At 69.7% G+C, this 16,288-nt stretch carries 5 protein-coding genes; 4 read left to right on the top strand and 1 reads right to left on the bottom strand.

Annotated features, from left to right (window positions below):
• Window positions 1-242 precede the first annotated feature (242 nt).
• On the top strand, window positions 243-3,773 hold the full coding sequence (mfd, locus tag OC490_RS47500; protein ID WP_262064287.1) for a transcription-repair coupling factor: 3,531 nt from the start codon (window positions 243-245) through the stop codon (window positions 3,771-3,773).
• Window positions 3,774-4,335: 562 nt separating this feature from the next.
• Here the strand turns inward: mfd and OC490_RS47495 are convergent.
• Window positions 4,336-4,920: a TetR/AcrR family transcriptional regulator gene (locus tag OC490_RS47495; protein WP_262064286.1), complete on the bottom strand. Its 585-nt coding sequence runs from the start codon at window positions 4,918-4,920 to the stop codon at window positions 4,336-4,338.
• 106 nt (window positions 4,921-5,026) lie between these two features.
• On the opposite strand from OC490_RS47495, the gene OC490_RS47490 reads away from it, so the two are divergent.
• The 3 genes from OC490_RS47490 to OC490_RS47480 form a co-directional block, all read left to right on the top strand.
• A complete protein-coding gene (locus OC490_RS47490; RefSeq protein ID WP_262064285.1) occupies window positions 5,027-5,935 on the top strand; it encodes an SCO6745 family protein in 909 nt (302 codons plus the stop codon).
• Between the two features lie 205 nt (window positions 5,936-6,140).
• Window positions 6,141-6,896 carry an HNH endonuclease family protein gene (locus OC490_RS47485; protein WP_262064284.1) on the top strand — a complete coding sequence of 252 codons (756 nt, stop codon included), beginning with the start codon at window positions 6,141-6,143 and terminating at the stop codon, window positions 6,894-6,896.
• Window positions 6,897-7,197: 301 nt separating this feature from the next.
• Window positions 7,198-16,288 (top strand): LamG-like jellyroll fold domain-containing protein (locus OC490_RS47480; protein ID WP_262064283.1); only part of this gene is annotated, 9,091 nt, incomplete at its 3' end.

Here is a 16,288-nt window from a genome sequence, read left to right as displayed (position 1 = left end):
GCCGAGAAGTCACGGGGGACTTCTCGGCGCCGGGTTTGTTTGTTGTCTTTGAAGGGTGCCTTTGCGGCGGACCGAGTCGGGCGGTGGGTGGGCACAGGTTCGGGGGTTCAGGGGGCGGAGCCCCCTGGTACGCGGGCATCAACCCCGGGCGCGGCACCGTCGTCGTACGCTGGAAGCCCCCGGCCCCACACCGCGCGTCGGGCCCTTCGTGTTGCCCACCCCCCGGACGGAAGCGCCCCTCCATGAGTCTGCACGGTCTGCTCGACGCCGTAGTCAAGGACCCCGCCCTCGCGGAAGCGACCAGGGCGGCGGCCGACGGCAACCGCATGCACGTCGACCTGGTCGGCCCCCCGGCGACCCGCCCCTTCGCCGTCGCCGCGCTCGCGCGTGAGGCCGGCCGCACCGTCCTCGCCGTGACGGCGACCGGTCGGGAGGCGGAGGACCTGGCCGCCGCCCTGCGCTCGCTGCTCCCGCCGGACGGCGTCGTGGAGTACCCCTCCTGGGAGACCCTCCCGCACGAGCGGCTGAGCCCGCGCAGCGACACCGTGGGCCGCCGCCTGGCCGTGCTGCGCCGCCTGGCCCACCCGAGGGACGACGACCCGGAGACGGGCCCGGTCTCCGTCGTCGTAGCGCCGGTGCGGTCCGTGCTGCAGCCACAGGTCAAGGGGCTCGGAGACCTGGAGCCGGTCGCCCTGAGGTCCGGCCAGTCCGCCGACCTGAACGCGGTCGTGGACGCGCTCGGAGCCGCCGCCTACGCGCGCGTGGAGCTCGTCGAGCGGCGCGGTGAGTTCGCCGTGCGTGGCGGCATCCTGGACGTGTTCCCGCCCACCGAGGAACACCCCCTGCGCCTCGAGTTCTGGGGCGACGACGTCGAGGAGATCCGCTACTTCAAGGTGGCCGACCAGCGCTCCCTGGAGGTCGCCGACCACGGCCTGTGGGCACCCCCCTGCCGTGAACTTCTGTTGACGGAAGACGTCCGCACGCGCGCGCGTGCCCTCGCCGAGGCCCACCCCGAACTGGGCGAGCTGCTCGGCAAGATCGCCGAGGGCATCGCCGTGGAGGGCATGGAGTCGCTGGCCCCGGTGCTCGTCGACGACATGGAGCTGCTGCTCGACGTGCTGCCCAAGGGCGCGATGGCCGTCGTATGCGATCCGGAGCGGGTACGCACGCGTGCGTCCGATCTTGTAGCCACCTCGCAGGAGTTCCTCCAGGCCTCCTGGGCGGCCACCGCGGGTGGCGGCGAGGCGCCCATCGACGTCGACGCGGCCTCCTTGTGGTCCATCGCGGACGTACGGGACCGGGCGCGCGAGCTGGACATGATGTGGTGGTCCGTCTCGCCCTTCGCCGCCGACGAGGAGCTCGACGCGGACACCCTGAAGCTCGGGATGCACGCCCCGGAGACCTACCGCGGCGACACCGCGAAGGCCCTCGCCGACACCAAGGGCTGGCTCGCCGACGGCTGGCGCACGGTCTTCGTCACCGAGGCCCACGGCCCCGCCGCCCGCACCGTCGAGGTCCTCGGCAGCGAGGGCGTGGCGGCCCGCCTGGAGACGGAACTCGGCGAGATCGCCCCCTCCGTGGTGCACGTGGCGACCGGCTCGATCGACTACGGCTTCGTCGACACGGCGCTCAGGCTCGCCGTCCTCACCGAGACCGACATCTCCGGGCAGAAGGCCGCCGGCAAGGACGGCGTCCGGATGCCGGCCCGCCGCCGCAAGACCATCGACCCGCTCACCCTGGAGGCGGGCGACTACATCGTGCACGAGCAGCACGGTGTGGGCCGCTACATCGAGATGGTGCAGCGCACGGTGCAGACCGCCACGCGCGAGTACCTGGTCGTCGAGTACGCCCCCGCCAAGCGCGGGCAGCCCGGCGACCGGCTGTACATCCCCACCGACCAGCTGGAGCAGATCACCAAGTACGTCGGTGGCGAGGCCCCGACCATGCACAGGCTGGGCGGCGCCGACTGGACGAAGACCAAGGCGCGCGCCAAGAAGGCCGTCAAGGAGATCGCGGCCGACCTCATCAAGCTGTACTCGGCCCGGATGGCGGCCCCGGGGTACGCGTTCGGCGCGGACACGCCCTGGCAGCGCGAGCTGGAGGACGCCTTCCCGTACGCGGAGACCCCCGATCAGCTGACCACGATCGCCGAGGTCAAGGACGACATGGAGAAGTCGGTCCCGATGGACCGGCTGGTCTGCGGCGACGTCGGCTACGGCAAGACGGAGATCGCGGTCCGGGCCGCCTTCAAGGCCGTCCAGGACGGCAAGCAGGTCGCCGTCCTCGTCCCGACGACCCTCCTGGTGCAGCAGCACTTCGGGACGTTCACCGAGCGGTACTCGCAATTCCCGGTCAACGTGCGGGCATTGAGCCGCTTCCAGACCGACACGGAGGCGAAGGCGACCCTGGAGGGCCTGCGCGAGGGCTCCGTGGACCTCGTCATCGGCACCCACCGCCTGTTCTCCTCCGAGACCAAGTTCAAGGACCTCGGCCTGGTCATCGTCGACGAGGAGCAGCGCTTCGGCGTCGAGCACAAGGAGCAGCTGAAGAAGCTGCGCGCCAACGTCGACGTGCTGACGATGTCCGCCACCCCGATCCCCAGAACCCTGGAGATGGCGGTCACCGGCATCCGCGAGATGTCGACGATCACGACGCCCCCAGAGGAGCGTCACCCGGTGTTGACGTTCGTCGGCCCCTACGAGGAGAAGCAGATCGGCGCCGCGATCCGCCGCGAACTCCTGCGCGAGGGCCAGGTCTTCTACATCCACAACCGGGTCGAGTCGATCGACCGCGCGGCGTCGAGGCTGCGCGAGATCGTCCCGGAGGCGCGGATCGCCATCGCCCACGGCCAGATGACGGAACAGGCCCTGGAACAGGTGGTCGTCGACTTCTGGGAGAAGAAGTTCGACGTCCTGGTGTCGACCACGATCGTGGAGTCCGGCATCGACATCTCCAACGCGAACACGCTGATCGTTGAACGAGGCGACAACTTCGGCCTGTCACAGCTCCACCAGCTGCGCGGCCGAGTCGGGCGTGGCCGTGAACGCGGTTACGCCTACTTCCTGTACCCCCCGGAGAAGCCGCTCACGGAGACGGCCCACGAACGCCTCGCCACCATCGCCCAGCACACGGAGATGGGCGCGGGCATGTACGTCGCCATGAAGGACCTCGAAATCCGGGGCGCGGGCAACCTGCTGGGCGGCGAGCAGTCCGGCCACATCGCGGGCGTCGGCTTCGACCTGTACGTCCGCATGGTCGGCGAGGCGGTCGCCGACTACCGCGCCTCCCTGGAGGGCGGGGTCGAGGAGGAGCCGCCCCTGGAGGTCAAGATCGAGCTCCCGGTCGACGCACACGTCCCGCACGACTACGCCCCCGGCGAGCGCCTGCGCCTCCAGGCCTACCGTTCCATCGCCTCCGCCAACACGGAGGAGGACATCAAGGCCGTACGCGAGGAACTCGTCGACCGCTACGGCAAGTTGCCCGAGCCGGTGGAGAACCTGCTGCTGGTGGCCGGCCTGCGCATGCTCGCGCGCGCGTGCGGCGTCGGCGACATCGTCCTCCAGGGCACCAACATCCGTTTCGCGCCGGTGGAGTTGCGCGAGTCCCAGGAACTGCGCCTCAAGCGCCTCTACCCCGGCACCGTCATCAAGCCGGCCGCCCACCAGGTACTGGTACCGCGCCCGAAGACGGCCAGGGTGGGCGGAAAGCCGTTGGTGGGGCGGGAGTTGCTGGGCTGGGTGGGGGAGTTCCTGGCGACGATCCTGGGGTCGTAGCAGCGAGGGGCGGGGCGGTGTGCTTGGCGCCTCCGGCGCGGCGGGGGCGCCCTTGGGAAGGGCTGTGACACTTCTTCGGGAAAGCGTCACACTTTTTCAGCTGCATACAGCCGCCCGGTCCCGCTGACGGGATCGGGCGCCAGCGGGCCGCCCCGTCCTGCCTGCCCGCGAGCGCCCAACGGCCTTTCGCGTACGGCGAGTCGAGCGGCGACAGCGAGCTCGCCCGGGTCGCCCCCCTCCGCCCGGGTCGCCCCCCCCTCCGCCCGGAGCGCCCCCCGCGCGGTCGGACCGGCCGTCGCGCGGGGCAACCGCGCACGCAGTCAGTCGGCTGCGTCGTGCACGCCGCCAGTCGGCTGCGCCGCGAACCCGTCAATCAGGCTGCGCCGCGAACCCGTCAGTCGGCCGTGCCGCGAACCCGTCAGTCGGCCGTGCCGCGAACCCGTCAGTCGGCCGTGCCGCGAACCCGTCAGTCGGCCGTGCCGCGAACCCGTCAGTCGGCCGTGCCGCGAACCCGTCAGTCGGCCGTGCCGCGAACCCGTCAGTCGGCCGTGCCGCGAACCCGTCAGTCGGCCGTGCCGCGGAACAGCATCCCCGCCAGCACCCGAAACACCTCCTCCGGCTCCCGCTCACCCACCGCCCCGTCCAGATTGTGGCCGAGCAGCAGCGTCGCGAAGCCGTGCGCCAAGGACCACGCGGCGACTCCGGCGAGGCGGGCGTCGGGACCCCGGCCCTCAGGAGGTACGGCGGAGACGGCGCCGCTCAGCGCGTCGGCCGCGAGCGCGCGGGCCGTGGCGAGTTCGAGATCGCCGTCGCGCAGCAGCTCGGGCGCGAACATCACCTGGAAGTGCGCCGGATGCTCGCGCGCGAAGCGCACGTACCGCACACCCGCGTCCTTCAGGTCCGCCGCCTCCCCGATCGCGGCGGCCAGCAGCCCGAACCCCTCCGCCGCGATGGCCGTCAACAGCCCCGTGCGGTCCTTGAAGTGATGCGCCGGCGCCGCGTGCGAGACACCGGCACGCCGGGCGAGATCCCGCAGGCTCAGCCCGGACGGGCCGTCGGCCGCGATGACGTCGAGCGCGGCGGTGAGAACGGCGCGGCGCAGATCGCCGTGGTGGTACGGGCTCTTGGTGGATCTGGTCGTACTCATGCTCAGCAGCGTACGCCGAATCTAGGCATTGACAAGTTCGGACGGTTGAGGCAATCTTGTCAGTGTCAAGTTGTGGAACGACCGGGACGCGACGAGGAGTTACGCCATGTCGGAAGACGTGCGTGGAGTGGAGACCGCGAACTACCCCGCCACCGTGGAGCCGGGCCGGGTGCGCCAGCTCTGGCACCTGCTCGAACCCCTGCACGCGGTGCTGTACTACGCGCCGGAGGTCTTCGAGGAGGCCGCCGCGCTCGGATACGACACCGAGGAGCGCTGGCCGAGCTACTTCCCGCTGCGCGCCGCCCCCTTGGGCCCGGCCGGCGCCGAGCGCGTGACCTCCGCCTTCTACAGCTTCAGCCCCCGCATGGTCGCCGAGCACATCGCCCCCGCGTGGCGCATCGCGACCCCGGACGCGGTGCTGAAGGCGAGGCTGCGCGGAATGGACCGGGCCTACCGCGCGATATTCGGCGACCGCGCGGACAGTCCCGAGCTCGCGGAGGCCGCCGCCCTGGCCCGCCGCGCCGCCGAGGCGGTCACCACGGCCGGCCGCCCCCTCGCCGCGGCCAACGCCGAGTTGGCCTGGCCCGAAGAGCCCCACCTCCAGCTGTGGCAGGCGGCGACCATCCTGCGCGAACACCGCGGCGACGGCCACCTCGCCGCCCTCCTCGTCGCCGGCCTGGACCCGGTCGAGTCCCTGGTCTCCTTCGCCGCGATAGGAGCCGCCTCCGTAGAGCGCTTCGCAAGCCGGGGCTGGAGCCCGCAGGAATGGACGGCAGCCCGCGAACGCCTCGTCGCCCGGGGCCTGTTGGACGATCTCGGTACGGCGACGAGGGCGGGCCGCGAGCTGCGCCGGGAGGTCGAGCGCCACACCGACCGACTGGCCGCCGAGCCCTGGCAGTTCCTCGGCAAGGCGGACACCGGCCGACTCGCCGATCTGCTGGGGGAGTTCTGGGTCGCGGTGCTCGGTTCCGGGCTGCTGCCTTCGGAGTCGACATTGGGTATCGGCAAGGTCTGAGAGGGGTGTGGGGAGAGAGTGTGGGGAGGGAGTGCGAGGTGGGGGCGCCCGCGTCGGCCAGGTCGTGCCGATACACCCGAGTTGCACGTCATGCGCCCCCGGGCCCCATATGTTCGCGACATCTCCGCCGCTAACGTGGGCACCAGGTCAATATCCGCCCCCGCAGGGGCGGGGGCCGGGTGAACAAGGGGAGGGGCGCACTGTGATGCGTCTGAGGGGTGGGGCGGCCGTCGCCGTCCTGATCATGTTGTCCGTCGCCGGATGCAAGGACACCACAGGGGCCTCCGGGCCCGAAGCGACGACCGGTGGGGACTCCGGAGGGAACTCGGGCGGAAACTCCGGTGGAGGCTCCGGCGGGGGCGCGGCTCTCACCGCCGCCGAGTCCCTGACCGTGAAGGGGCGGGCGCCGAAGACCGGTTACTCCCGCGAGCGGTTCGGCACCGCCTGGGCCGACACGGACTCCAACAGCTGTGACACCAGGGACGACATCCTCAAACGGGACCTGAAGCAGGTCAAGTTCACCGGCGGCACCTGCAAGGTGTCCTACGGCGTCCTCGAATCCGACCCGTACTCCGGCAAGGAGGTGACCTACCGTCGCGGGGCCAGCCTCGTCGACATAGACCACCTCGTCGCCCTCTCCGACGCCTGGCAGAAGGGTGCCAAGTACTGGGACGCCAGTAAGCGCATAGCCCTCGCCAACGACCCCCTCAATCTCCTGACCGTCGGCGCGAGCGCCAACCGCAGCAAGGGCGACGGCGACACGGCGACCTGGGTGCCGCCCTACAAGGCGTACCGCTGCACGTATGTCGCCGCACAGGTCGCCGTGAAGAAGAAGTACGACCTGTGGGTCACCGCCGCCGAGAAGGCCGCGATGAAGAAGGTCCTCTCCACCTGCCCGGGCCAGAAGCTCCCGTCCGGCGGCAACCCGACGAGCGCGCCGTCGCGGTTCCACGCGAAGTGAGCCGACCGCCCCTCGGAGCAAGCCCTTTCCCGTGAACTGCATATACGGGAGATGACGATCTGTTCAGCTCAAGTCGTTGTACTGGTAAAGGAGTTCACAAGGAACAAAGGGGCATCAGGGGTCACTCGGGGTGCGTTCACCGGGTAATGGTCAAGATCGGGCGATGATCCCTTCTAGGGTCTGTTCGGTCTTTGTTGGTGATGGGCAAGATCTGTGCGTTTCCGTGGCTGCCTGTCAGGACCCGGTCAAGTGATGGCCGGCGGCGGCTGCTTCATGCCCGTCGACCGTTGGAGTCCTCGTCGTGCGTATCCGGCTCGCTCGCCGTGTTCGCCCATCCCGCCGCACGCGGCGCGCCCGCCGTGGTGTCGCCCTGCTCCTGCTGACCGCGCTCGCCCTCATGTGGACGACGCAGCAGGCGATGGCCGACGGGGTCGAACTGCACGCCGTGGACGTCTCGTTGCCCAGTCTGTCCTCGCTCACGGCCTGGCTGAAGGACCCGCACTGGGGCCGGCTGCCGTCGGAGAAGTCGGGCACGGCGGCCGGCAAGTCGCACCGGGTCTCCGCCGCGGCCACCGAGGCGCACCAGGGCGCGGGCCGTAAGCCCGGGAAGGGCAAGGGCGAACTCGCCGCGTACCACGCCCACTCGGCGTCGGTGAAGCGGGGGAAGAGCGCCGCGGGCAAGGCCGGTTTCAACGCCAGGACGAGCAAGCGGGACGCGGCCAAGTCCTCGCGGACCGACACCGTCTTCGACAACGCCGACGGGTCGATCACCAGACAGCTGTCCCCGACACCCGTCAACTACCAGGTGGGCAAGGGCAAATGGGCGCCCATCGACGTGGACGTGCGGGCCGGACCCGACGGGCGGTGGCACGAGAAGGCCAACTCCGTCGACGTCGACTTCGCGCCCAAGGCCGACGACTCCGCGCTCGTCTCCCTCGCCCCCGACCAACAGCACACCGTCGCCTACGGGTTGAAGGACGCCCAGGCCGTCGAGGGCACGGTCGACGGCGGCTCGCGCGTCACCTACCCGGACGTCCTCACCGACACCGACCTCCAGGTCGCCCCCACCGCCACCGGCGTCAAGGAAGCGGTCGTCCTGCACTCCGCGGACGCCGGCAACTCCTGGACCTTCCCGCTCCGCCTCAAGGGGCTCACCCCCGTCCAGAACAAGGACGGTTCGATCGTCCTGCGCGACGCCGCCGGGAAGACCGTGGAGCGCGTCCCTTCGTCGTACGCCTACGACTCGAAGGTCGACCCGCGCTCCGGTGACCCGACCACCACCCACGATGTCACCACGACCCTCGTGCGGGACGGCAGTGGCTACGCGCTGAAGATCACGCTCGACGATGCCTGGCTGAAGGACACGCACCGCGTGTTCCCCGTCACCGTCGACCCGACCGTCGAGGACGGCTGGACCACCACCTATGCCGAGTCGGGTTCGGACGCGACGGGTGACCACTCCTACGAGCAGACGATCAAGGTCGGTTCGTACGACTCGGGTACGCACTCCGCGGCGAGCTACATCAACCACTGGGACACCGCCTGGGACGCGAGCGGTACGACCGTGACCTCGGCGACGCTGCACCTGTTCGACACCTGGGCCGCGACCTGCACCGCCGAGAAATTCGACGTCGCCCTTGTCACCCAGGCGTGGACACCCGAGGGCGTCACCGCCTACCCCGGGCCGACCTACGGCTCCTCCATCGGCAACCTGACCCCGACCGTCCCGACCGCCTGCGCCAACACCGGCGCCGACCGGACCGTCGGCGACTGGCTGAGCGTGCCGCTGACGACGTCGGCGATCCAGGGCTGGTTGAGCGGAACGACCGCCGACTACGGCCTCGCGGTCTACGCGTCGACGAGCGACGCCGTGCACTGGAAGCAGTTCGGCTCCTTCAACGACGCCGGGAAGGGCCCGTACATCTCGGTCACCTACACCGGGAACACCGCCCCGCAGCTCTACGAGCAGTTCCCCGCCGACAACGCGGTCGTCGGCACCACCACCCCGGAGCTCACCGCCTGGGCGGGCGGCGCCAACTCCACCAGCGGCAGCGCGAACAAGTACCAGTTCAAGGTCTACGACGCCAACAACGCCCTGGTCGCCGACTCGGGCCTGGTCGCCACCGGCGACTGGACCGTGCCGGCCGGGAAGCTGGCCTGGGGCAAGAACTACAACTGGGAAGTGCAGGCGTACGACGCGACGACCGGGCTCTACTCGCCCGCCGACCCCTACGAGTTGTCCGTCCAGGTGCCCCAGCCCGTGATCACCTCGGGGCTCTCGCAGAACAGCAGCGACCACGGCTTCGACGCGTCCATCGGCAACTACACCACCTCCGACACGGACGCCTCGATCTCCACGGTCGGCCCGTCCCTCGACGTCGAGCGCGACTACAACTCCCGTGACCCGCGCTGGACCGGAGCCTTCGGTTCCGGCTGGTCGTCGATCTTCGACGCGCGCGCCACCGAGCAGTACAGCGCGGCCGGGGCGGTCACCAGCGTCAACGTCACCTATCCGGACGGCTCACAGGTCGGCTACGGCAAGAACAGCGACGGCACCTTCGCACCCGGCACCGGCCGCTGGGCCACGTTCACCACGGTCAGCGCAGGCGGCTACAGCCTGACCGACAAGGACGACACGGTCTACGCCTTCACCACCCCGCTGACCACGGGCAACTACGGACTCACCTCCGTCACGGACGCCAACGGCCGCTCCATCACGCTCACTTGGACCGGCACCCACGTCACGCAGATGAAGTCCAACGTGTCCGGCCGCACCCTGAACCTCACCTGGTCCACCCCGACCGGCGCCCTCGCCGCGCACGTCGCGACCGTCACCACCGACCCGGTCACCGCCGGCGTTTCCTCGACCGTACTGACCTGGAACTACGGTTACACGGGCGACCAGTTGACGACCGTGTGCGCGCCCCTGTCGACGACGAAGTGCACGACGTACGGCTACACGAGCGGCTCGCAGTACCAGAACGCCTCCCTCGACCTCGACCCGAGCGCGGCCTGGCCGCTCACGGAGAGCTCCGGCACCACCGCCAAGGACGCGGTCCTCGCCAACGAGGGCACCAAGAACGCCACCTACGAGAACGTGACGCTGGGCGCGGCCGGACCGCTCACCGGTTCCTCCTCCACCGCGGCCTCCTTCAACGGCACCACCTCCGACGTCGCCCTGCCGAAGAACACCGGCAACGACACCGACTCGGGCGCGCTGTCCCTGTGGTTCAAGACCTCGGCCGGACCGGGCGTGCTCTACTCGTACGCCTCCCAGCCGATCGGCTCGGCGAAGGCCGCCGGCTTCTACACGCCGTCGGTCTACGTCGGCACCGACGGCAAGCTGAACGCCGAGTTCTGGTACAGCGGCGGCATCAACCCGATCGTGTCCTCGGCGTCCGTGGCCGACGGCAAGTGGCACCACGTGGTGCTGAGCGCCGCGGGCAACTCGCAGACGCTGTTCCTGGACAACACCAAGGTCGGCTCGCGCACCGGCACCGTCTCCATCAAGAGCGCGGTGGCCTTCGGCAAGAACCAGGTCTTCAACTACCTCGGCACCGGCTTCCTGGGCGGCAGTTGGCCCGACGAGGACCACAGCAACGCCAGCGACGCCACCGGCTACGCGACCTACTTCAACGGCTCGATCGCCGACGCGGCCTGGTACGGACGGCCGTTGGTGGCCGCCGACGTCAACGCCCTCTACCAGTACGGCACTCACTCGGCGTCTCTGCTCACCTCCGTCAAGCGCCCTTCGGGCAAGTCCTTCGCGACGATGACGTACGACCCGGCGACGACGGCCCTCACCCAGCTCACCGACGAGAACGGCGGCGTCTGGAAGCTCGCCGCGCCCACCGTCACCGGCTCCAGCCAGACCTACCGGGGCGCGGTCCTCGGCGGCGGACCGGCCGGCTACTACCGGCTCGGCGAGGCGGCCGGCGCGACCACGGCCCTGAACGAGGTGCACGGCGGCAACGGCACGTACAGCGGGGTGACGCTCGGCGCGACAGGACCGTTCAGCGACGCCAAGGCCACGACGTACGACGGCAGTTCCTCCTATGTCGAGCTGCCGACCTCCGTGCAGTTCGGCACCAGCGACCGCACCCTGGAACTCTGGTTCAAGACCGCCTCGCAGGGCGTCATCGTCGGCTCCCAGTCGGCGGTGATCTCCGGCGCGACCGCCGCGTCCGGCACCTGGGCGCCCCTGCTGTACGTCGGCAGCGACAACAAACTGCACGGCCACTACTACTCGGGCAGCGGCTCCGGCTCGACGGCGTTCGGCTCGACCGGCACGGTCACCGACAACACCTGGCACCATGTGGCCCTCACGGCCTCCGGCGCCACCCAGACCCTGTACCTGGACGGCGTCCAGCAGTCCAGCTACTCCGGAACCCCGGCCGACCAGACCTACAACCACCTCTACCTGGGCGCCGGTTTCGCCAAGAGCTGGCTCGACTCCCCGGGCGACGTCAGCCACTTCACCGGTTCGATCGCCGACGCGGCCTTCTACCACACGGCGCTCACCGCGGCGGACGTGGCGGCGCATGTCGAGGCGGCCAAGAGCTCCAGCGGTCTGCTCCCGGTCGAGACGGTCAAGGTGACCTCGCCGACCACGTCCACGCTGACGTACACCTACGACGTCGACAACGGCAACCGGGCGCTGACCGAGACCGACGGCCTCGGCAACAAGACCAGCTTCGGCTACGACACGGCCGGCTTCGAGCACACGGTCACCGATCCCAACGGCGCGGTCGCCACCACCGGTCACGACGTCCGCGGCAACATCGTCTCGTCCACGTCCTGCCAGGACCAGATCGCCAACAAGTGCAACACCGAGTACTACACGTACTACCCGGACGACACGACCGCCCAGCTGACCACCGCCGACCCGCGCAACGACCAGCTGCTGACGGAGCGCGACGGCCGTTCGGCGTCCGCGACGGACAACACGTATCTGACGTCGTACGCCTACGACTCGGCGGGCAACCAGACCGCCGTCACCGGCCCCGCCGTCCCCGGCTTCCCGGCCGGCCGCACCACGACCACCGTCTACAGCGACGGCACCAGCACCTACCCGGCCACCGGCGGCGGGGTCGTGCCCAAGGGCCTGCCGGTGAAGACGGTCAGCCCCGGTGGCGCGGTCAACTCCGTGTCGTACTTCAGCAACGGCGACGTCGCCTCCACCACCGACGCCATCGGCCTGGTCACGTCGTACACCTACGACAACGTCGGCCAGGTCCTCAGCCAGAACGTCGTCTCCGACACCTACCCGTCCGGTCTGACCACCAGCTACGAGTACGACAAGAACGGCCAGGTGACCGCCGAGCACGACCCGAAGATCACCGACCGGGTGCAGGGCGCCGACCACACGGCCGTCTCCAGCACGGTCTACGACGACGACGGCGACGTCCTCTCGCAGACCGTCTCCGACGCGCAGGGCGGCGACGCCCCGCGCACCGAGACCCAGACCTACGACGCCTACGACCGGCTGCTGACCGAGTCCGACGCCAACGTCTCGGCCGGTACGTCGTACGGCAACACGACGACGTACACGTACGACACCTCAGGCAACAAGACCAAGGAGGTGACGAGCGCCGGCAACGAGACCGACTACACCTACGACGACAACGGCAACCTGCTCACGCAGAGCCTGATGTACACCGGTGACCCGGTCTCCCCGCAGACCGCGGCCCCGCTCGTCGAGTCCTCGCGGGCCTACGACCCGGCCGGACGGCTGGCCTCGGTCACGGACGCGATGGGCAACAAGACGTCGTACACCTACACCGACGACGGCCTCACCGCGACGGTGAAGAAGACCAGCTCCGACGGCACCAGCAGCTATGTCCTGGAGTCGGACGCCTACGACGCGGCCGGCAACCTGCTGACCCAGACGACCGACAACGGCGAGAACGTCACCCAGTTCACGGTCGACGCCTCCAGCCGCACCACGTCGACGACCGTCGACCCGACCGGTGTCGACCGGGTCACGTCCGTGTCGTACACCCCGGACGACCAGGTCGCGTCGGAGAACGACCACGACGCGACCGGTTACGACCGCACCACCACCGACTCGTACGACGACATGGGCAACCTGCTCAGCGAGACCCTGTACGGCGACGCCTCCGGGCACCCGTCGGGCTGGTGGAAGCTGAACCAGACCACCGGCAGGTCCGTCACCGACGCCTCCGGTACCGGCAACACCGTCACCGCAGGATCGGGCGTGACCTGGTCGGACGACGCGGCCCAGTTCAGCGGCGACACCTCCGGCAACGGCGACATCGCCGCCACCAACGGACCGGTCCTGGACACCAGTTCCTCCTACACCGTCTCGGCGTGGGTGAAGCTGTCGGACACCTCGACGTTCCGCACCTTCGTCGCACAGGGCGGCACCAACCGCTCCTCCTTCTACCTCCAGTACGCCTCCAGCCAGGGCGTCTTCCGCCTGATCTCCCCGAGCACGGACTCCTCCGGCACCCCGTCGGCGTACTACAACGCCTACGCCTCCAGCACCCCCGCGCTCAACACGTGGACCCAACTGGTCGGCTCCTTCGACGCGTCGACCGGCACCATGAACCTGTACGTCAACGGCACCCTCGCGGGCACCGCCAACAACCCCGCCCCCTGGACCGGCGCGGGCCCGCTGTCCATCGGCGGCGCGAAGACCGCCTCGGGCGCGGTCAGCAACGCCGTGAACGGCGCGGTCAGCAACGTCCAGACCTACCAGCGGGCGCTGTCGACGAGCGAGATCAACTCCCTTTACGGCAAGGGCCGTTCGGGCGGCACGGTCGGTTCCTCCGACCAGCAAACCACCAAGTACACGTACGACAAGCGCGGTCTGCCCACGTCCATGACGGACCCCGAGCAGCACACCACCTCCTACGAGTACGACCAGGCCGGCAACCTCGCGCTCACCACGGCACCCACGGTCCAGTCGGAGCCGGACGGCATCGCCGCGAACGCCGCCCCCGTCAACCCGGTCACCTCCAGCGGCTTCAACACCTTCGGCGAGGCCGTCGCCGAGAAGGACCCGACCGGCCTGGTCACCACCACGGCCTACGACGCCGTGGGCAACAAGGTCAGCGAGACCCTCCCGTCGTACACCCCCGCCGGAGCCTCAACTCCCAACGCGGGCACGACAGTCTGGACCTACGACAGCGAGGGCAACCAGACCGGCGAGACCACACCGGGCGGCAGGACGACGTCGTACCTCTACGACCAACTCGGCGACCTGGCCCAGATAACCGAGCCCGACGGCACCAAGACCCACGCCACCTACGACACCAACGGCGAACAGCGCACGGCGACGGACGGCACGGGCGCCCAGGCGCAGGCGACCTTCGACTACCTCGGCCGCCAGGTCACCTCCACCACCCTGGAGCGCTACCCCTCCACCCGCACGCTGACGACGACGAACTCCTACGCCGTCACCACCGGCAACCCCTACGGCGCCCACGTCTCCTCGACGACGACCCCGGGCGGCGTGACCTCGACCTACGCCTACAACCGTGCGGGCGACGTCACGAAGACGACGGACGGCGCGGGCAACTCCACGTCGTACGCCTACGACTTCGAGGACAACCCCACCAAGACGACGCTGGCAGACGGCAGTTACACGGTCACGGACTACAACGTCAACGACGACCCGACGGCCACGCGCAGCTACGACACCAACGGCACGCTCCTGTACGGCACTTCGCAGCAGTACGACGGCAACGGCAACCTGACCGCGGCCACCGACGCCAACCAGCACACCACCCGCTGGACGTACGACGCGGCGGGCACGATCACCCAGCAGGTCGAACCGGTGGACGCGACAACGTCGATCACCACGTCCTTCGGCTACGACGCGGCCGGCAACCGCACCCGCTTCACCGACGGCCGCGGCAACTCCTGGCGCTACGGCTACACCCCCTGGGGCCAGCAGGCGACGGTGACCGAGCCGACGACGAGCCAGTACACCTCGGCCGCCGACTCGACGACGACCTTCGCCTACGACGCTGACGGCAACGTCACCTCGGCCGTCGCTCCCGGTGGCGTCACGACGTCGATGACGTACGACGCCAACGACCAGCTCAAGACGATGACGGGCACGGGCGCGGAGGCGGCCTCCGCGAAGCACAGCTTCTCCTACGACGCCGACGGCCGCGTCACCTCGGCGGACACGGACGAGGCCGGCACGGTCGGCGCCGCGGACCACCAGGCGTCCACGCACGACGCGTTCACGTACGACGACCGGGGCGATCTGCTGTCGACGTCGGGTTCGGCGGGCTCGTCGAGCTTCACGTACAACGACGACGGTTCGGCGCTGACGAGAACGGACGCGGCGGGCACCCAGTCGTACGGCTACGACACGGCGGGCCGCCTGTCCACCCTGGACGACGCGGCGACCGGCACCCATCTCTCGTACACGTACGACCAGTTGAACGACCTGAAGACGATCAAGTACGGCAGCACGGGCCAGACCCGAACGTTCACGTACAACAGCGCACACGAGCTGTCGAACGACGTCCTGGTGCAGGGAGCCTCGACCCTGTCGAGCTTCACCTACGGCTACGACAACAACGGCAACCTGACGTCGAAGACGACGGCGGGAGTGACGGGCGCGTCGACCAACACGTACCAGTACGACTGGTCGGACCGCCTGACGTCGTGGAACAACGGCACGACGACGACGGCGTATTCGTACGACGCCTCGGGCAACCGGATTCGGGTCGGCGCGGACGTCTACACGTACGACGCCCGAGACCAGCTGACCTCGGACGGCACGAACACCTACTCCTACTCGGCCCGCGGCACGATGACCCAGGAGTCGTCGACGGCGAACGGCACGGCCGCGTTCAAGACGGACGCGTTCGGCGGCCAGATCGTCGCCGGCCCGCAGTCCTACACGCTGGACGCCCTGGGCCGGAACATCACGGACACCGACACGGCAGCGTCGTCGACCCGTACGTTCGCCTACTCGGGCGCGGACAACACGATCGCGACGGACGGGGACGACGCGTACACGTACGACCCGGCCGGCGGCCTGGTAGGCATCAAACAGTCGGGCGCGTCGACCGGGTCCCTGGCACTGACGGACCTGCACGACGACGTGGTGGGCACGTTCACGTCCGGCGCGACGGGCCTTTCGGGCTCGGCGACCTACGACCCCCTCGGCAAGGTGACGGCGACGCTGTCGCTGATAGGCCACCTGGGCTTCCAAGCAGGCTGGACGGAACCAGGAACAGGCGACGTCGGCACGGCTTCCCGCTGGTACAACCCGAACACGGGCGAGTTCTTGAACAAGGACAGTGTGTCCCTGGACCCGAGCCCGGACTCGGTGGCGGCGAACCCGTTCGCATACGTCGACGACAACCCGATGGTGGGTACGGACGAGTCGGGTCACTGTTCCTGGT

Origin of the sequence: Streptomyces sp. STR69 (assembly GCF_024519455.1) — a bacterium.
Lineage (GTDB): Bacteria > Actinomycetota > Actinomycetes > Streptomycetales > Streptomycetaceae > Streptomyces.
Note: the sequence above shows the minus strand (reverse complement) of the source record. Positions and strands in the feature narration are given on the sequence as shown.

Excerpts from the sequence above, each read along its gene's own strand:
- mfd (WP_262064287.1), top strand. The coding sequence starts at position 243 with ATGAGTCTGCACGGTCTGCTCGACGCCGTAGTCAAGGACCCCGCCCTC.
- OC490_RS47495 (WP_262064286.1), bottom strand. The coding sequence starts at position 4,920 with ATGAGTACGACCAGATCCACCAAGAGCCCGTACCACCACGGCGATCTG.
- OC490_RS47490 (WP_262064285.1), top strand. The coding sequence starts at position 5,027 with ATGTCGGAAGACGTGCGTGGAGTGGAGACCGCGAACTACCCCGCCACC.
- OC490_RS47485 (WP_262064284.1), top strand. The coding sequence starts at position 6,141 with ATGCGTCTGAGGGGTGGGGCGGCCGTCGCCGTCCTGATCATGTTGTCC.